Genomic DNA, 17,548 nt, shown 5'->3' on the forward strand with positions numbered 1-17,548 from the left:
ATTAAATACCATACTTATTAAATTATGAAAGTTGTAACTTTAGGCGAGATTATGCTTCGCCTTTCCCCCGAAGGGAACAATCGCTTTGTGCAGGTAGATAACTTTGACGTCATCTGGGGTGGCGGCGAGGCCAACGTGGCTGTAAGCTGTGCCAACTACGGCCATGACGCTTACTTCGTTTCAAAACTCCCCAAGCACGAAATCGGCCAGGCTGCTGTCAACGCACTCCGCCGTTATGGTGTCCACACCGATCACATCGCCCGTGGCGGTGACCGTGTAGGTATCTACTACTGCGAGACCGGTGCCTCGATGCGTCCCTCAAAGGTGATCTATGACCGCGCAAACTCTGCCATCTCAGAAGCTGATCCCGAAGATTTCGACTTCGATGCTATCATGGAAGGTGCTGACTGGTTCCACTGGAGCGGTATCACTCCCGCTATCAGCGACAAGGCTGCCGAACTCACCCGTCTTGCCTGCGAGGCTGCAAAGCGTCACGGCGTGACTGTGTCTGTCGACCTCAACTTCCGCAAGAAACTCTGGACTAAAGAAAAAGCTCAGTCTATCATGCGTCCTCTCATGCAGTACGTTGATGTCTGCATCGGCAACGAGGAAGACGCCGAACTCTGTCTCGGCTTCAAACCTGACGCTGACGTTGAAGGCGGCGAGACCAATGCCGAAGGCTACAAGGGCATCTTCAAGGCTATGGCTAAGGAATTCGGTTTCAAATATGTCATCTCTACCCTCCGCGAATCATTCTCAGCTACTCACAACGGCTGGAAGGCTATGATCTACAACGGTGAGGAATTCTATGAAAGCAAGCGCTACGACATCAACCCGATCATCGACCGCGTAGGTGGTGGTGACTCTTTCTCAGGCGGTGTGATCCACGGTCTGCTCACCATGCCGACCCAGGGCGAGGCTCTCGAATTTGCAGTAGCCGCTTCTGCTCTCAAGCACACTATCCCCGGTGACTTCAACCTCGTTACAGTAGACGAAGTTATGTCACTCGCCGGCGGTAACGCCAACGGCCGCGTTCAGCGCTGATCACTAAGAACTTTTTGATCAAATATACACAAGCGTCCCAGGTCAATCGGAGACCTGGGACGCTTTTTTGTTGCTTTTGTGGTGGGCTATGAAGGAGATTTCACTTTCTTATGATTTTTCTATTGTCTGCCCGGATGGGAGATGATGAAATAGTAACGCCGATGTTGGCTTACATCGGCGTTACAGGCAATATATGAAAAGTAAGTGGCTTTAAGCGGAGAGGAGCTTATTTCTTGACGAGGCGGATAAAGCAGGCATCGGAGGTTTCGGCCTTGGCTGCGGCTCCATTCTGGAAGCCTTCGAAGCCCATCGTGAAGAAGTTCATGTCAAAGGCCGAGGAGTGGTTGAAGCCGGTATTGCCATCTGAATACCATTGGTAAGCCCAGTAGACAGCTCCCGGACGACGGTATAGGTCATAGAACATCGGCTGGTATTTGACATTGTCAACATCACTGAAACCGGCTGTGGTTCTAAAGCCGTAATAAGCGCTTCGGCTACTATATCGCAGAGTTCCGGGATAGTCTCTGTTGGCCGGATTTGGGTCCCATTTCCCTTGCCAGTTTGCGGCACCGTCTGGAGTTCCAGATCCTTTCCGTCGTCCGACTCCTTCGGTGCCGAGGGGGAAGAAGATCTGGGCGGCCGTCTGGTTGTTGTAGACAATCACACCGATCATGCCCTTTTCCGACTTTCCGTCGGCCGTTTTGAGATAGCCGTAGGCATCGGAGCGTTTGGTTTTCACTTCACGGGCTCCATCGCCATAGACAATTCCGTAGGCTTTGCTGATAGGGAAGGAGAGGTCATTTGTCTCATTGCCTTCTGACATAAGCTGGAAATAGTCTTCAATGGTGGCTATCTGGTAGTCAGTGTTTGTGATATCCCAGGTATGATCTGAAGTCCAGTCACCCTTGGTCTGATCCCATGACATGGTGGTAGCCTTGCCGGAAGCGTCAATGACATCAAAATTGCCCGGCGCATAGCGGTTGTCGCCTCGCGGACGCGGATATTTCGCATTGTTAGCCGAGGTTATGGCGATGTTACTTTTGCGGCGGAAGAGAGAGCCTTCGTCAAGCGGCGAGTTGGTCATTATGGCTTTGCCGTTTTCGAAGTGATCGACATTGAACGAGCTCCATTTTGCATATGGTTCCCCGTTCTTGTCATTGCCCTCGCGTAAGGCTATCGGGTCATAGCCCTCGCGGCAGAAGATGTCATGCTCGCAGGTGTAGTTGTGGTAGCGCACACGCACAATCGCACAGCCGTCGGCTCCGGTGAAGTTGATTTTGAAGTCGATAGGCTTTTCGGTGGCTCCCTGAATGCGCTTCACGTGGACTTGCGGGGCGGTGTCGTCACCGCTGCCTTCGCGGGTTGACGAAAGAGTGACCACTCCGTTGCCGGCGATGACCTCCGCGCTCCAGGCGCCTTCAGAGTTGAACGATGAGAAGTCTGAGTCATCCTTGTCTTCGGTCAGACGGAGCAGAGTCACATGAAAGTCCTCGGTGCTACCTGACTTGCGCCAGACACCATTCGGATTGAGGATGCGTCGCACCTGAATTATATCGAGAATGAAAGTGGTGTCGGCATAGGCGTTGATCTCGTCTTTCCAGATTGAGGCCGTGAAGCGTACTTTCTGCTTGCGCGGATAGGAATAGTAGGGGTTGTTGCCGGAGAAACCTGTGCGGGTCACCAGCTCCTTGGCGCGGGTGTAGAGCGGAATCTTGAAGATGCGCTCTGTCGGCTCGCCCCGGAGATTGCGCTTGCTGACAATCACAGTGTGCTGTCCGTTGCCATCGGTTGTATTTGAACCGAATTCCTGAAGGTCATCCGACGAGTCGTTGCCTATCTCATATTCGCGGTCGCCGATGCTGTGTTCTTTGTAGTAATCCTGACTTTTTTTGAGCGCGCTGGCAAACGGCACATTCCATGACGGCTGGCCTTCATATCCGTCAGGGGGCGGAATCTGCGTCAAGCGGGTCTGCTGGAGCGAGAGGAAAGCCTGATGGCGTCCGTCACCATATACGACATTCTCATAATAATATTTGATAGAAGGCCATTCGGCGCTCATAGTGCCTTTTACTTTGGGGAATGCCTTTGAACCGTCGCCCCAGGGTCGCCAGAGTGAGATGCTGTCCGGATTGTATTCCGTATCACCCACATCAATGATATGGGCTTTGAGCTTGGTTCCGGGCTCTATGCGTCCGACAACCTTGATGGTTGTCACCATCTTTTTGTTGTAGAGATAGGAGATATATTGTGGAGAGGTGGCGTAGAGACCGCGCTTTTCCTGATATTCGATGTGCCAGTCGGCATCATTGCCGTAGCCTTTGAAGGCGAGGGTCAGCTGATAGTGGGTGTTGCGGGTGGCGTTATAGTCAGTGGTGACGTTCTGGCCGAGCATGAAGCGATAGGTGATGGGGCCTGAGCTGACATGACCGTCGGCCGTGGTGCAGCGGTAATAGCCTTTCACTTCCACGTAGGTGCCGAAAGGTTTCTCGTCTTTCCAGCCGGAGCCTTCGGTGTCGATGTCGGGATTTGGAAAGTCGATCTTATTGTCGCTTCCCGGTTCTTTGGTGTCATTGTTGATGGCATCCTGCTGCTTTGATTTGCCTGTGCCCTGCATGTTTTCGTAGAAGAAGAGCGATGGAGCGGTGTTGGCGTGGGTAGCGTCAATGACATCGTTCTGATCACTGTTGCCGTAGGCTCCGAGGAAACTGTGGGCGTCATTGCAGACGTGCAGGCAGTTTTCGGGGATGATGGAGTTAGGGTCATCGGGCAGTTTCTGCACAGTGATCCTGCCGCCGTCCTCATAGACACCGTTGGGTATGTCATGACGCTTGTCGGCAGAGACTTCGCTCCCTTCTCCTGCTGTGTTGGACTTGCCGAGCAGGCATGTCTTGGGGATGTCTTTCAGATAGATGTCGGTGACGTAGACCTGCACGTCGTTGTAAAGCTCCGAGCCGTCAAAGGCTACTGTCACTTTTGACGCAAGGCGGCGCACCCAGCAGTGGAGCTGCGTGGTGGTGGCCGAGATGACCAGCGGAGAGCTGTCAGATGCCTCGCGGTCGGGGCTGAGTGAGAAGATGCCGAACATCTCGCTGTTGTTGGCCAGCGAAGTTACGTCCCAGGAGCGGGAAATGCTTTTCAGACCGTCGCGTGTCTGTATGACTGTCTGATATTCATCCTCGCGGAGGGTACCCATGTTGGCCACGGCATAGATGTGGTAATCCTTGCCTGATTCGAGTTTCAGTTTGAAAGTCACTTTGCCGGTGCGGCTGTCAGTGAGGTTACTTTCGTCAGGGTCGAGGCGATTGTCCTGGTCATTGAGGTTGCGGACTTCGGAGATGTCGGAGTGGACAGGTTCGGAGCCGTCGCTGACCACCACATAACGTCCGTAGAGATTATCGCCTTTATAGACGAGCATCACCAGTGATGAGATGTTTTTGATCCGGTCGCCAGCCTCGCCGCCCTCATAGGCGCGGGAGTTGAGCGAACGTGAAGACTCCGCTTCGTATGACAGCTCTACGGCAATGTCAGCCGTGCCCTCGACATACACATCGGCGCGGCGGTCGAAATCATCGATGCATGAAGCCGTCACTCCTGAGAGGAGAAGCAGAAGCCATATGTAATATGTGTTGAAGTGTCTGGATTTCATTGCTGGATTGATAGTCCTAATTGTTGTCTGGATCAGGGATTTCGTTTCTATCGGCATCATAGCACTTGCCGGTGGCCGGATCGCGGAAGTAGCGGAAGGTTCCGTTGTCGTCGCGCACAATGTCCCAGCCTGTGGCAGGATCCTTGGGGTTGCCTTCGATGAGGAATGGGTTTTTGATCACTGTAGTGGCATCGGTGTCGTAATAGTTGCCGTTTTCTGAGTTGAAATAGCAGATCAGGTTGCCGTTGTCATCATAGACGGGCACGAGTTCCTTGGGAATGCCTATGCCGAAGCCGGGTTTCAGGGGCACATGGGAGTAGGGGACCACCTGGACTTCCACATTGATGTGTTCGGCCAGTTTGCGGACTTCAAACTGATACCAGTAGTTGCGCAGCAGGTCGAAATAGTCGCCTGCAGCGGCTCCTTCCGGCGGATCGTTGTAATATTTGAAGTCTATGAAATAGTCACGGGCGTTATATTCCTTGTATCTGATCCTCAGACGGGCGCGGGTGGCGTCAGTCTCCCTCTGAGAGTTAGGGAATTCGGGCACGTAGACCGTGTAGTGGCCGTCAGCCGGATTTTTCACCAGCGGAAGCGGCTCGGAACTTTCATTTGGATAGGGATAGAGTCCGGAGCCTGCGGGAAGCGAGGGGTAGAGCACATAGTCTTTCTGATAGTCGTTTTTGACATAGTGGTTCTGATGTGTGACACCTTTGGGCATCGGCACGGCTCTAGTGATGTGGCGCGTGAGGGCTACAGATTCGATTTCGTCGGCGCTGTCTGAGTTATCCCAGACTTCAATTTTTGCCAAGGCTCTGAGCAGGTGCAGATTACCGAGATAGGCGGCCATGTCGGGACGCAGGCTGACGTTGTCATACTGGCTGATGCCGAACATGGCTATCTTGTCGGCAGCCGTGAGATCCCATGATGGAAGTCCGGCGGAGTAGTCGATCCAGTAGTCGGCGGTGGAGACTATGTCGAACAGAGCCTGGAGCGAGCCTGCCTCTGCGAGATCGGGGTAGCGGTGATGCCAGTTGGCAAGCACCAGCACTTTGAATGAAGAGCCGAGAGCATCGCGGATATCTCCGCTGACCTTGAATTCGAGGAGATATGTCTTGGAACTTAATGTCTCTGAGACGGGAGTGACCACGGGATTTCCCACTGTGGCTATCCAGCGGTCGTCTGTGCCGTAGAGGGCCACGAGCAGGTCGCCGCCCGCTATGTCAATGTAGTTTTCATAGCCGGCGCCACGGTCATAGTCACCCGAAGGAGTGGTGCGTGATGCAAGGTCGGATCCTGTCTGCAGGTAAAGACCTATTTTATGTTCAACCGTGACACCGCCCGTGCCGTCCGTTCCACCTGGATCATCCGATCCTTCGGAACAGGCGGCAAATCCAAAGGCTGCGGCCGACAGCAGCAGGGCGAGGAGTGTCCGGATTGAACTTGCAGTGTATTTGTTAAACATTGTGTGTCGAATTGTCTTGTGTGTGGGATAGAGAATTGGTTCTTTCAGAGGTCGGATGACTGGCGCACCACCATCCAGCTGTTGATGTAGATGTAGGAGTCGGCCCAGCGGTTTCCTTCGTCGATGAAGAACACGAGATCATATTTGTTTTGTCGGTCAAGATATTCCTGCTCGGTCATAGAGTGCTCATAGCGTCCGCGCACAAGCAGGGCATATTGGATAAGTGGAATGTCTACGATTTTTTCGCCGGCCGGATTGTAGATCTTGACGCGCATGTCGTTGCTGCGGTCGGCCATCAGGCGTGAGACTGTGAGATTGGCCACACAGGCGCTCATGGTGGTGATGACGGGCACATCGTCGGCTTCGGGATATTCGATTCCGGCTGTTCCGGCGAGTACCTGCCAGGGCTGATAGGTGATTTCCTCGTCAGGCATGATGGAGTTGTCCCAGTCAAGCGAGCCGTTGGCATCGGTAATGGTGAAGGTGTAGCCTTCCTTTACGATCTCGCCGGAGAGGTGCTGGAGCACAATGTTTACGTCGTTGGTGTTTTTGACGAGTTCAACATTGTAGATGTATGTACCTTCCTCTTCGGGGAAAATCTTGACATCAGTCTTGCCGTGGTAGAGCCTCTTGAGGTCTTTGCGGGAGAGGGCGGTGCCGGTGACAGGGTCATATTCGCGGTTGAGGCGGCAGGTGAGCTGGGTGTGGTGGCTTGCATCGGCCGGAATGGTGAAATGTTCGTCACGTCCTTCTCCGCACCAGGCCAGCAGCTGATAGCTTCCGGGGGCCACGTCGAGATCCATCAGATAGCCGTCCTGACGCAGCCGGTCGCCGCGTTCGCTTTTCTGCCATACGATGTCGCCGGTGGCGGGATCGATAAGGTAGAGGGTTACGGCGTTGACTTCCTTTGAAAAGGCATCGGCATAGAGCATGTTCATGTCAAAGATGAAGCGTGCCTTGTAGTGAGGGTCACAGTCTCCTTCTTCGTCATACATGACTCCGTTGCAACTGGCGAGTGACAGTGCGGAGAGCATGATTGCGGCGATTCGCAGGTTGAGACGGCGGAGTTTTGTATCAGGTTTCATTTTACAATCCGTGAATGGCATTATAAAGCGATTGATTCTTTGAATGAGAGTATGTATAGTGAGGAGGATCGGTGACGGTGAGATCCTCTCGTCAGTGTCGGGTTGAAGAAGAGGTGAGAGGTGGTATGAATGTATTTTGGTTGAGAGAGAGGTAGAGTGGTCAGTGTATGTTGAATTTGTGTGGGGATGGAGAGGGAAAAAGGTGCGGGACTGAGCGGGGCTCCGCACGGCCCCGCACCTTTGAAGGTGGTTGATAATATTCTCTATGTGATGACTGTCAGAATCAGAGGTCTACGCTCTGCTTGACAACCTTCCAGGAGAGGATGCTGATGTTAGCAGCCATGCCGAAGGTTTCTTTCGAGGGATTGTCAGGGATGAGATCTTCAGTGCTGTTGTCGCTGGGATCGAATACGCCCTGGCCGAGACGGAAGACTTTGCCTACCTCGATCTGATACCAGTGGTTGCGGACAACGCCATACTGGCCGTTTTCGCTCACTGTGTAGTCATAGTTTTCACCGGAACCGGCATTTTTGCCGAGGAGGTGTTCAACAGGCACGTAGTAAACGCTTGCACCGCCGGTGTAGGCCATAGGCTTCTCGTTGGTGAAGAATGTGTTGAGCGCGGTTTCGAAAGCTGAAGTCTCTACTGCGGTAGCAGTGTTGCCGTTGATGGCGTAGAGCTGAGTGTCAGCGCCGATGTTGGCCACGAGCTTGAAGATACCGGTGCTTGCGCCGTCTTTGGCGAGCTCGACATTCTCAGCGCTTACCTGAGTGTAGTTGTCGCGGTTGAGAGTGCCGTCGGGGTTTGTTTCGGTCTCGCTGCCGGTCTTGATCCAGTAGTTGAGCTGGTTGGTGGCGTTAAGACGGTTGAGGATGTAGGGAACGAACTGGTCTTTCTTGTAGTAGACACCGCTGAAGAGGATGAGATCAAGGGGAGTGGTGGCTGCTTTGTCGGCATAGATAGTAGCGGTGAAGACGATGTTGGTGACAGCTGCGGGAGTAAGCACGTTGTTCTCGTTGCGGATCAGGGTGAAATCCTTGGTGGTCTCGTTTGAGTAGACGGGCTTGGTGAGGTCGGTGTTGACCTCGCTGAAAGTCGGGCGGTCAAGTACTGCATTGGCATCGTCGTAGCTTACAGACTTGCCCCAGTAGCTGCGGTGGAGCTGGGCGATGTTCCATGTGTTCCAGAGTCCGGTGAGGCCGTCGAGGTTCTTGCCGAGATATGATTCTTTCTCAGTTCCGGTCACGCCGAAGTTCTCGATCTTTACATAAACGCGCTCTGCACCTAACTCGACGTTATTGTTGTTGTCGTTGTCGAGACCGGCGATTGTAACATCAACCGGGAAAGGATTGCCTTCGGGGAGGTCGATGGTGTATTTGGCGGCAAGACGCTCAACGTAGATTTTGACAACGTCAGAGGCGGGAACATTGTTGACGTCAACGGGTTCGGTCTTGAGGTTGCTTTCCTGAATGAGGTTGGCATAGTAGACGGCATTGTCATACTGGCCGGGGAAAGCGCTTGCACCGCCGTTGAAGCTTGAAGTAGACATCACGAATGATTCGCCGTTCTTCCACTGGAGAGTGTAATTGCGCACTTCTTCCATTGTGCGGGGAGTCGCGCGGACGTATGCAAGAAGTTCGGGAGTGGCGTTGAGAACAGTGATGAGATACTTGGGAAGGTTTTTCTGAGTGAGATTCTTGAGAACAAGCACATTGTTGCTTTGGAATTCAACATTGTGGTCCTCGAAGTCACCTGACTGACCGTCTTTCCTCCAGACGCTGGCTTCGGTGACAAACATTTTGTCTTTGTCGAAGAAGAAGAAGTGAGCGGTGTTTACAGCATGTTCTTCGGGAGCGCCGGGAACGAGATCGCCTTCTTCGGCACGGCCTACAGTGTTGGCATCTGTGATGTTGACGGTCAGGTACATGGTTGCGCCTTCGCCGTCGATGTTTCCGTTGCCGCCGTTTTTAGCGGGTTCGTCGCTTGAACAGGCAGCAAACGCCATTGCTGCGGCTGTTGTCAGAAATAAGCTTTTAAACTTCATTGTGATTGATTATTGAATTGGTTTTTAATTTGTTACTAATGAATCTGTGTAGTTTTAAATTGTGTGATGAAATGTATGGCTAAAATTCAGGTTGTTGTGACTATTGTCTGATGTCGGTGGAGAGAAGATAGAGGCGAGCGTGGAGGAGGACCTCAGGCAAGCATATTTTGCCTATCGGGCGTTGAGTTTGTCAAGCTGGCGGATGGCGTCGGCCGCTTCGGGGATCGAGGACGATTTTTCAAAGTATGCACGGGCGGCTGAGTAGTTGCCTTTCAAGGCTTCGCGCACACCTCTGATGTATTCGGCTTCTTCTGAAGTTCCTGCCTTGTCGAGGAAGCGGGCAGCATGGTCGAGATCACCGCGTTCGAGGGCGCAGACTGCCGCGTTGAGGTTGGCTGCGGGGTCTGATGGATACATGCGCACGGCTGTCTCGAAGACATCGTTGAACTCTTCGCTGCCGGGCTGGCAGTCCTGGGCTAAGAGATAGAACTCGTTGAGGCTGAGTTTCTGCGGCTGTTCCTTCATGATGTGGCGTATCTCATTGACATCGCTGTAGGTGCGGATGTTGTATTCAATGCGGTAGTCGGTGTGGCGCAGGGCGGGGTAGTAGGTCTGCAACATGAAGCGGTAGTCCTCAGGATAGAACTTCTTGATGCGGGCCTCTTTTGCGTCAGGCTCCATGTCGGAGTCGATGAGGGCGAGGATTTCGGTGCGGTTGGGGAGGTTTGATCCGTCGACGGCTTTTTTGAGACCGGCCCAGTCTTCAGGCTCGAAATCGGTGGCTATGATGCCGGAGTCGAAGCGGTAGAGTTTCTGGATGTAGTCTTTGAGTGCGGCGGTTCGGCCGATGGCGAGGTCGCGGTTGTGGGAATAGGGACTTTCGGGCGAAGCGAAACCTTTGAGCCACACGCGGGTGATGGTCACGTCGCCGTCACCTCGCACTGAGTCGATTGTGGCCTGGATTTTGGCCAGCTCGGTGGTGTTGCGGCGATATTCGGGGTAGATGACGGTCTGGTCTACAGGGAAGTCGATGAAGGCCGAGCCGGAGAGTTCGCGGTGTTTCTCGCCGTTGCCCTGCGGGCGCACGTAGACCCATTTCGGAGTGAAGTAGCCGAAATAGCCGTAAGGGCCTTCGAAGGGAGCTTCGGCCAGCAGTTTGCGGCAGCAGCCGAAGTCGGAGCGGTCAAGATAGACCGAAGAACCGTTCATCCAGTCGGCATAGGGGATTATCTGTGAGTAGTGCAGGCTGTCGGGGAGCTCTGATGCGCGGATCACGGTCTCGTCTTCGCCTGAGATCATGCCTGGGTTGTTGCGCTGATACTGATAGTAACGCACACGGCCATAGATGCCTACGGCGGGGAGCTTGAGGGTGTCGGAGCCGTTGATAATGCTCGGAGTGAGCAGCACCGCGCGGTTGCTTTCTACCCGGAGTTTGCTGAGATCGAGTGAGAGATCCACGTTCATATAATCGCCGTGGCGCTGGAGTGAGGCGTGGTCCACGCTGACGCCTACCGGAATGGTGCGTGTTTCGGCTGCCGATGTGCCGGCCGAGAGGCCGAGGATGATGGCTGCGGATATGTGAAGGGCGGGAAATTTCATTTCAGTGCGTTTTGACAGGGTTAAAATACGTACACTAAGTTGATTGCGGCTTTTGTCGGGCCAAAGTAGTTGTGAGGGCGGTTTGATTTCAGCTTCTTGCCGCATCCCGCACATTTGAACTGGCTGTAGCGGGTGTAGGAATATCCGAGTCCTATCTCTGCTTCGAGGTTCCAGTGGCGTCCGAGCACCCAGGCATAGCCGTAGGCCACGCCTGCGCCGACAAACCATCCCTGGAAGCGGTAGTCTTTGAGTTTGCCGAAATCGGTGCCGAGCATGGAGAAGCCCATGTCAAGGCCTCCGACATTGTACTGGCCTCCGTGGAGGTGTGCGCCGACAAAGTGACCTGCGAAGCGGTCGCAGAACCAGTAGCGGGCTTCGGGCTGCACGAACCAGTGTTTCCAGCGCTTGTTGTCGCTGAATGTCCAGGCATTGAATTCGCCGGATAGGTCGAGTGTCCATTTGGGAGCGAGGCCAACTTCACCTCCGATGTTTATGTTGGTGAAGATATCAGACGAAAGGTCGGTCTTGACTGCAAGATCCTGAGCTTTCGACATTTCGAACAAGCTCGCAATCATCATGATTGCAAGCAATACTCTTTTGATCGGCAACATAGATAATCTATATAATTGTTACTATTGCTTATGCCGGCGGGGCAGTGTCAGATGTAGGCGCACAAAAATACCTGCGAATGTCTCACTGATGAGTCAAGCGCAGAAATTCAAGGGCATGGGGAATAAACCCCAGCGCTTTTGGCGATACTACTATAAGCCAACTGGTTACGTGGCATAAACGTGTTACTACTATACTAAAATGCGACTATAACTGTGATGTGTGTCATGAAACGGTTTCGTTGGAAACTCATTTTCAACAGCAAAAGTAGTAATTTGCTTTTAAATCTGCAATAAAAAATGAAAAAATAAGTGCGAATTTTCTGCTTTTTTACCAACGAATCACGCAAGTGATTTTTCAGGTGCGTTTTATTTGTCCGGGTCGCGGGAAATGGCTAATTTTGGATGTCGGTTTGCAAACCGGCAAAATAACACTGATACCTATATATTATAATATACATATATATTATACAATCATACTATACAATTTTTATTGGCAATGGTAAAACATATAGTAAGCTTCAAACTTAAGGGCACCGCGGAAGAACGCCGCGAGGTTGCCGAACGTTTCAGAAATGCGCTGATGGAACTCCCGGCGCAGATTGATGTGCTCCGCTCGATGGAGGTCGGCATAAATGAAAATCCGTCGGAAGACTGGGATGTGGTGCTTACTGCTGTGGTTCCGACTATGGATGATGTGATGGTTTATGCCAGGCACCCGGCCCACGTTGCAGCGGCTTCGATAATCGGTGCCCATAAGGAGGCACGGGCCTGTGTGGATTATTATTTCTCATGATAAGTCCGGATTTGGGTAAGGTGCCGGAACTGACAAAGGCAGTGGAATGGTCATAGTCTTCGATCTGGATGATACGCTTTATCCGGAGATGGAGTTCGTGAGATCGGCCTATAGGACGATAGCGCGCCGATATGGCCGCGGGTTGTTGCCGGCCATGCTTGCGGCTGCAGACCCGCGCGAGGCTTTTGACTCTACCGGTCTGCCGGCGTCCGACGTGATCGGTCTCTACAGAAATCATAACCCGGACATCAGATTGCCTTGGATGTCGCTCTATGTGTTGAGTTGTCTTGCTCGCACCGGCCACACTCTGGGGCTGGTGACCGATGGTCGCAGCGTCACTCAGCGCCACAAGATAGAGGCTCTCGGACTTGCCCGTTTCATCAGTCCTGACCTGATCATGATTTCTGAAGAGGTGGGGGAAGAAAAGGTGTCGGGCCGTGCTTTCCGCTCCATTATGAACCGTACAGAAGGCAGGGGGGCTTATGTCTATGTCGGCGACAACCCGGCGAAAGATTTTATTGCGCCTAACCGTCTCGGCTGGACTACGGTAGGTTTCCGGAGGGGCGGCAACGGCGAGAATATCACGCAGGCTGATCCGGCTGATTTTCCGGAAGAAAACCGACCGTCAGTCGAGATAGAAAATTTGGGCGAATTGCTCCGTTTTGTGGATTTTTATGAATTTAAAAATTGGTAAAGTTGTCCAAAATGAATACATAGATTACTGATATACGGTCTATTGTGGATTTTGAAAATACAGAAAGTTATCCAAAACGGCATACAGTGTGATGTAAAAAGTCTAACTTTTATGTTGGACTTTTCTTTTTTTATGCCTATCTTTGCAGTGTCAAAAACGACTAAAAAGAACACCTGCAAAAAACAATATTCCCCCTCAAAACAAAAATCAGATGATACAGACAGTGGTAAAGCGCGACGGTCGCGTCGTGGGCTACAACGAAGAGAAAATAAAGGCTGCAATCCGCAAGGCAATGCTCACCACAGAGATGGGAGAAGACGAAGCCTTGATTTCACGCATCACAGACCGGATCGGAATGATCGGCTGCGAGCAAATGACGGTTGAAGAGATTCAGGACCGTGTGGAACTTGAACTCATGAAATCGCCCCGCAAGGAAGTGGCCAAGCGCTATATCGCTTATCGCGACCAGCGTTCGATAGCCCGCCGCGCAAAGACCCGCGACATGTTTCTGGAAATCATCGAGGCTAAAAACAACGACATCACCCGTGAGAATGCCAACATGAACACGGACTCGCCCGCAGGCATGATGATGAAATTTGCCAGCGAGACAACCAAGCCTTTCGTCGATGACTACCTTCTGTCGCCCGAAGCCCGCGAGGCTGTGCAGAATGGCTATCTTCATATCCATGACAAGGACTATTATCCAACCAAGAGCCTTACTTGCGTACAGCATCCGCTGGACCGCATACTGAAATACGGCTTTGTGGCCGGCCACGGCGAGTCGCGTCCGGCAAAGCGCATCGAGACGGCCAGCATCATAGGCTGCATCTCACTTGAGACAGCCCAGAACGAGATGCACGGCGGTCAGGCCATCCCGGCATTTGATTTCTACCTCGCTCCTTTCGTGAGATATTCATATATAGAAGAAGTCAAGAAACTCGAAGACCTCAGCGGGGAGGATCTGTCGGCGCTCTACGATGTTGAAATAGAGGACTATATCAAGGCTCCGCTTGAAGGTATGACCGGCACCGAGCGCTGGAAACAGCATGCCGTCAACCAGACTGTGAGCCGTGTGCATCAGAGCATGGAGGCTTTCATACATAATATGAACACCATCCATTCGCGTGGCGGAAATCAGGTTGTGTTCAGCTCGATCAATTACGGTACAGATACTTCGGCTGAGGGACGCTGCATCATCCGCGAGCTTCTCAACTCGACTTACGAAGGTGTGGGCAACGGAGCCACAGCCATTTTTCCCATTCAGATCTGGAAAAAGAAAAAGGGAGTCAGCTATCTGCCCGGCGACCGCAACCACGACCTCTATCAGCTTGCCTGCAAGGTGACAGCGCGCCGCTTCTTCCCGAACTTCGTGAACCTCGACGCGACATTCAACCAGCATGAGAAGTGGGATGCCAATGATCCGGAGCGTTATAAGTATGAAGTAGCCACGATGGGCTGCCGCACACGAGTGTTTGAGAACCGCTTCGGCGAAAAGACTTCGATTGGCCGCGGCAACATCAGTTTCTCTACAATCAACATTGTTCGCATTGCAATTGAGTGCATGAATATAGTTGATCAGGATGAACGCATCAGACGCTTCTTCGAAAAACTCGACGATGTTCTTGACATCACCGCCCGTCAGCTCTGTGACCGTTTCAATTTCCAGAAGACGGCTATGGCCAAGCAGTTCCCGCTGCTGATGTCGCGTCTGTGGAACGGAGCTGAGAAACTCAGCCCGACTGACACTATCGAGAGCGTGATCAACCAGGGCACACTCGGCATCGGCTTCATCGGCCTGGCCGAATGTCTGATAGCCCTGACCGGGAAGCACCACGGCGAGAGCGAGGATGCGCAGAAGTTAGGTCTGAAGATCGTGTCACACATGCGCTCGCGCGTCAATGACTACAGCGAACAGTATAAGCATAACTTCTCTGTGCTCGCCACTCCGGCCGAAGGTCTGTCAGGAAAATTCACTTCACGCGACCGCAAATCGTTCGGCGTGATTCCCGGCATCACAGACAAGATCTACTACACCAACTCTAACCACGTGCCTGTCTACTATCACTGCTCGCCGCGCCATAAGGCCAAGGTCGAGGCTCCGTATCACGAACTGACCGGCGGCGGCCACATTTTCTACGTGGAAATTGATGGCGATGCCACCCACAACCCTAAGGCGATCAGCGATATCGTTGATCTGATGGATAAGTACAACATCGGCTACTGCTCGGTAAATCATAACCGCAACCGCTGCATGGACTGCGGATATGAGGATGCCCAGGAGTCGCTTGAAGAATGCCCCTGCTGCCACAGTCACAATATCGACTGCCTGCAGCGCATCACCGGCTATCTTGTCGGCACCACTGACCGCTGGAACAATGCAAAACTGGCGGAACTCAATGACCGCATAGTCCACAAGTGATCACGGTTTTTCATACAGACAGATTTTTTTCAGAATGAGAATTCTCGATATAGTTCCGGGGACGTCGGTTGACGGCCCCGGACTTCGTACGGCCATCTATGTGGCCGGTTGCTCTCACGGATGTCCAGGCTGTCACAATCCGCAGTCGTGGAATTTCGGGGCAGGGCGTGAGATGAGCATCGATGAGGTGATGCTCGAAGTGATAGAAAATGATTTCGACGTCACTCTGACCGGCGGCGATCCGATGTATAGCGCCGAGCAGCTGATACCGCTTGCCGCCAGAATAAAAGAAGCCGGAAAGAGCATCTGGTGCTATTCCGGTTTCAGCTATGAGGCTGTCATGGGCAATGAGCCTATGAGGCGTCTGCTTGAATATGTCGATGTGCTTGTCGACGGGCCTTTCATCGAGGCGCAGCGCGATGTGCATCTGCTTTTTCGCGGCTCGGCCAATCAGCGGCTGGTCGATGTGGCACGCTCTGCGGTCGGCAATGTTGTCGAGTGGGAGTGGTAAATACAGAGACTGTATAGCCTGGTTCCGTTACAGGGTGGCCGGGGTTTACTTCAGCTGCCGGTCGCTGGCGTTTGAGATTACGTAGGCGCGGACTTTCTGGAAGAGGTCGTTGGCGAAAACGAATTCGTTGAGGGCCTCGTTGGACGTCTGATAGATCTGGTGCATGTCACCAACCCATTCGCGGTGGCCCTTGTTGATGAAGATAATGTTCTCGCCGATGCCGAGCACCGAGTTCATGTCGTGGGTATTGATGATGGTGGTGATGTTGTATTCGTGGGTGATGTCACTCAGAAGTTCATCGATCACTATCGAGGTTCTCGGATCGAGACCTGAGTTTGGTTCGTCGCAGAAAAGATATCTGGGGTTGAGGGCTATGGCGCGAGCTATGGCCACACGTTTCTGCATACCGCCTGATATTTCCGACGGATATTTCGAGTCGGCACCTTTCAGTTTCACACGCTCAAGACAGAACTGCGCGCGGTCTTTGATTTCGGCCGGTGTCATGGATGTGAACATGGTGAGCGGAAACATCACGTTGCCGAGCACGGTCTCCGAGTCGAAGAGGGCCGAGCCCTGGAAGAGCATGCCGATTTCCTTGCGCAGGTCCTTGATCTGGTTGGTGTCCATCTTCATCAGGTCGCGTCCGTCGTAAAGGATTTCGCCTTTCTCCGGGCGTATGAGGCCCACGAGCGATTTGACGAGGACTGTCTTGCCCGAACCGCTCTGGCCGATGATGAGGTTTGTCTTGCCGGTTTCGAATCTGGCGCTGACATCATGGAGGATGGTCTTGCCGTCGAATGATTTGGTTATATTCTTTACTTCGATCATTGCAGTAGGAGTTTTGTCAGTACGACATCAAGCAGCAGAATCAGAATGCTGGAAGCAACGACGGCGTTGGTTGAAGCCTTTCCGACTTCAAGAGCGCCGCCTTTGACGAAATAGCCGTAGTAGGCTGAGACGGAAGTGATGATGAAGGAGAAGAAGAGCGACTTAATGAGTCCGTACCACACGTACCATTCTACGAACATGGTCTGCAGGCCGTAGATGAAGCGGTTGAGCGGGATGATGCCTGTAAAAATCGAGATCAGCACTCCGCCGAGGAACGATGTGAAAATACAGAAAATCACCAGTATGGGCATATAGACAAGGAAGCCTACTATTTTCGGCAGAACAAGGAAGTTGGCGGAATTTATGCCCATGATATCAAGTGCATCAATCTGCTCTGTCACTCGCATTGTCCCGATTTCCGACGCGATGTTCGAGCCAACCTTGCCGGCAAGGATCAGACAGAGGATGGAGTTGGAGAACTCCAGCAGGATGATCTCGCGGGTGGCAAGACCGGTGGAGTAGGAGGGAACGAGGGGAGAGACAATGTTGAGCTGCATCTGGATGGTGATCACAGCGCCGATAAACAGTGAGATCACTATCACCAGCGGAATGGAATCCACGCCAAGTTTGGTGATTTCGAAGAAGGTGCGTCTGAAAAACGTCTTCCAGCGGTCGGGAACCGAAAATATCTTGTTTATGAAGAGGCAGTATTGCCCGAAAGTGGTGAGTGAGTCGGTTATAACCATGTCAAGAGGTTGAAAATTACATTTACCTCGGCAAAGGTAAGCATTTGTCACCTGTTGCCGAGG

At 52.6% G+C, this 17,548-nt stretch carries 13 protein-coding genes; 5 read left to right on the forward strand and 8 right to left on the reverse strand.

The window, feature by feature from the left end; genetic code table 11:
• Nucleotides 1–24 precede the first annotated feature (24 nt).
• Nucleotides 25–1,044, forward strand: a complete 1,020-nt coding sequence (locus tag C5O23_RS00395; protein WP_107030972.1) for a sugar kinase — start codon at nucleotides 25–27, stop codon at nucleotides 1,042–1,044.
• Between the two features lie 226 nt (nucleotides 1,045–1,270).
• Here the strand turns inward: C5O23_RS00395 and C5O23_RS00400 are convergent, their stop codons facing one another.
• From C5O23_RS00400 to C5O23_RS00425, 6 genes are all read right to left on the reverse strand, one after another.
• A complete protein-coding gene (locus tag C5O23_RS00400) occupies nucleotides 1,271–4,690 on the reverse strand; it encodes a DUF4906 domain-containing protein (protein ID WP_107030973.1) in 3,420 nt (1,139 codons plus the stop codon).
• Nucleotides 4,691–4,706: 16 nt separating this feature from the next.
• On the reverse strand, nucleotides 4,707–6,155 hold the full coding sequence (locus C5O23_RS00405) for a hypothetical protein (RefSeq protein ID WP_107030974.1): 1,449 nt from the start codon (nucleotides 6,153–6,155) through the stop codon (nucleotides 4,707–4,709).
• 44 nt (nucleotides 6,156–6,199) lie between these two features.
• Nucleotides 6,200–7,240, reverse strand: coding sequence for a FimB/Mfa2 family fimbrial subunit (locus C5O23_RS00410; RefSeq protein ID WP_240597534.1), 1,041 nt, complete (start codon nucleotides 7,238–7,240; stop codon nucleotides 6,200–6,202).
• Nucleotides 7,241–7,523: 283 nt separating this feature from the next.
• On the reverse strand, nucleotides 7,524–9,284 hold the full coding sequence (locus C5O23_RS00415; RefSeq protein WP_107030975.1) for a fimbria major subunit: 1,761 nt from the start codon (nucleotides 9,282–9,284) through the stop codon (nucleotides 7,524–7,526).
• Between the two features lie 171 nt (nucleotides 9,285–9,455).
• Nucleotides 9,456–10,883 carry a DUF3868 domain-containing protein gene (locus tag C5O23_RS00420; protein WP_107030976.1) on the reverse strand — a complete coding sequence of 476 codons (1,428 nt, stop codon included), beginning with the start codon at nucleotides 10,881–10,883 and terminating at the stop codon, nucleotides 9,456–9,458.
• A gap of 20 nt (nucleotides 10,884–10,903) precedes the next feature.
• Nucleotides 10,904–11,461: a DUF3575 domain-containing protein gene (locus C5O23_RS00425; protein ID WP_262497243.1), complete on the reverse strand. Its 558-nt coding sequence runs from the start codon at nucleotides 11,459–11,461 to the stop codon at nucleotides 10,904–10,906.
• Between the two features lie 529 nt (nucleotides 11,462–11,990).
• Between C5O23_RS00425 and C5O23_RS00430 the strand changes: the two genes are divergently transcribed.
• The 4 genes from C5O23_RS00430 to nrdG all read left to right on the forward strand — a co-directional run bounded on the left by C5O23_RS00430 (nucleotide 11,991) and on the right by nrdG (nucleotide 15,911).
• Nucleotides 11,991–12,287, forward strand: coding sequence for a Dabb family protein (locus tag C5O23_RS00430; protein ID WP_107030978.1), 297 nt, complete (start codon nucleotides 11,991–11,993; stop codon nucleotides 12,285–12,287).
• 46 nt (nucleotides 12,288–12,333) lie between these two features.
• Nucleotides 12,334–12,981, forward strand: coding sequence for an HAD family hydrolase (locus C5O23_RS00435; RefSeq protein WP_107030979.1), 648 nt, complete (start codon nucleotides 12,334–12,336; stop codon nucleotides 12,979–12,981).
• 211 nt (nucleotides 12,982–13,192) lie between these two features.
• Entirely contained in the window at nucleotides 13,193–15,400 is a 2,208-nt protein-coding gene (locus C5O23_RS00440) for an anaerobic ribonucleoside triphosphate reductase (protein ID WP_107030980.1), read from the forward strand.
• Between the two features lie 34 nt (nucleotides 15,401–15,434).
• Nucleotides 15,435–15,911: an anaerobic ribonucleoside-triphosphate reductase activating protein gene (gene nrdG / locus C5O23_RS00445; RefSeq protein WP_107030981.1), complete on the forward strand. Its 477-nt coding sequence runs from the start codon at nucleotides 15,435–15,437 to the stop codon at nucleotides 15,909–15,911.
• A gap of 45 nt (nucleotides 15,912–15,956) precedes the next feature.
• On the opposite strand, the gene C5O23_RS00450 is transcribed toward nrdG, so the two are convergent.
• On the reverse strand, nucleotides 15,957–16,739 hold the full coding sequence (locus tag C5O23_RS00450) for an ABC transporter ATP-binding protein (protein ID WP_107030982.1): 783 nt from the start codon (nucleotides 16,737–16,739) through the stop codon (nucleotides 15,957–15,959).
• On the reverse strand, nucleotides 16,736–17,479 hold the full coding sequence (locus C5O23_RS00455) for an MlaE family ABC transporter permease (RefSeq protein WP_172480175.1): 744 nt from the start codon (nucleotides 17,477–17,479) through the stop codon (nucleotides 16,736–16,738). The genes C5O23_RS00450 and C5O23_RS00455 overlap by 4 nt, the downstream gene beginning before the upstream one ends.
• Nucleotides 17,480–17,548: the final 69 nt, after the last annotated feature.

Source organism: Duncaniella muris, from assembly GCF_003024805.1.
GTDB lineage: Bacteria > Bacteroidota > Bacteroidia > Bacteroidales > Muribaculaceae > Duncaniella > Duncaniella muris.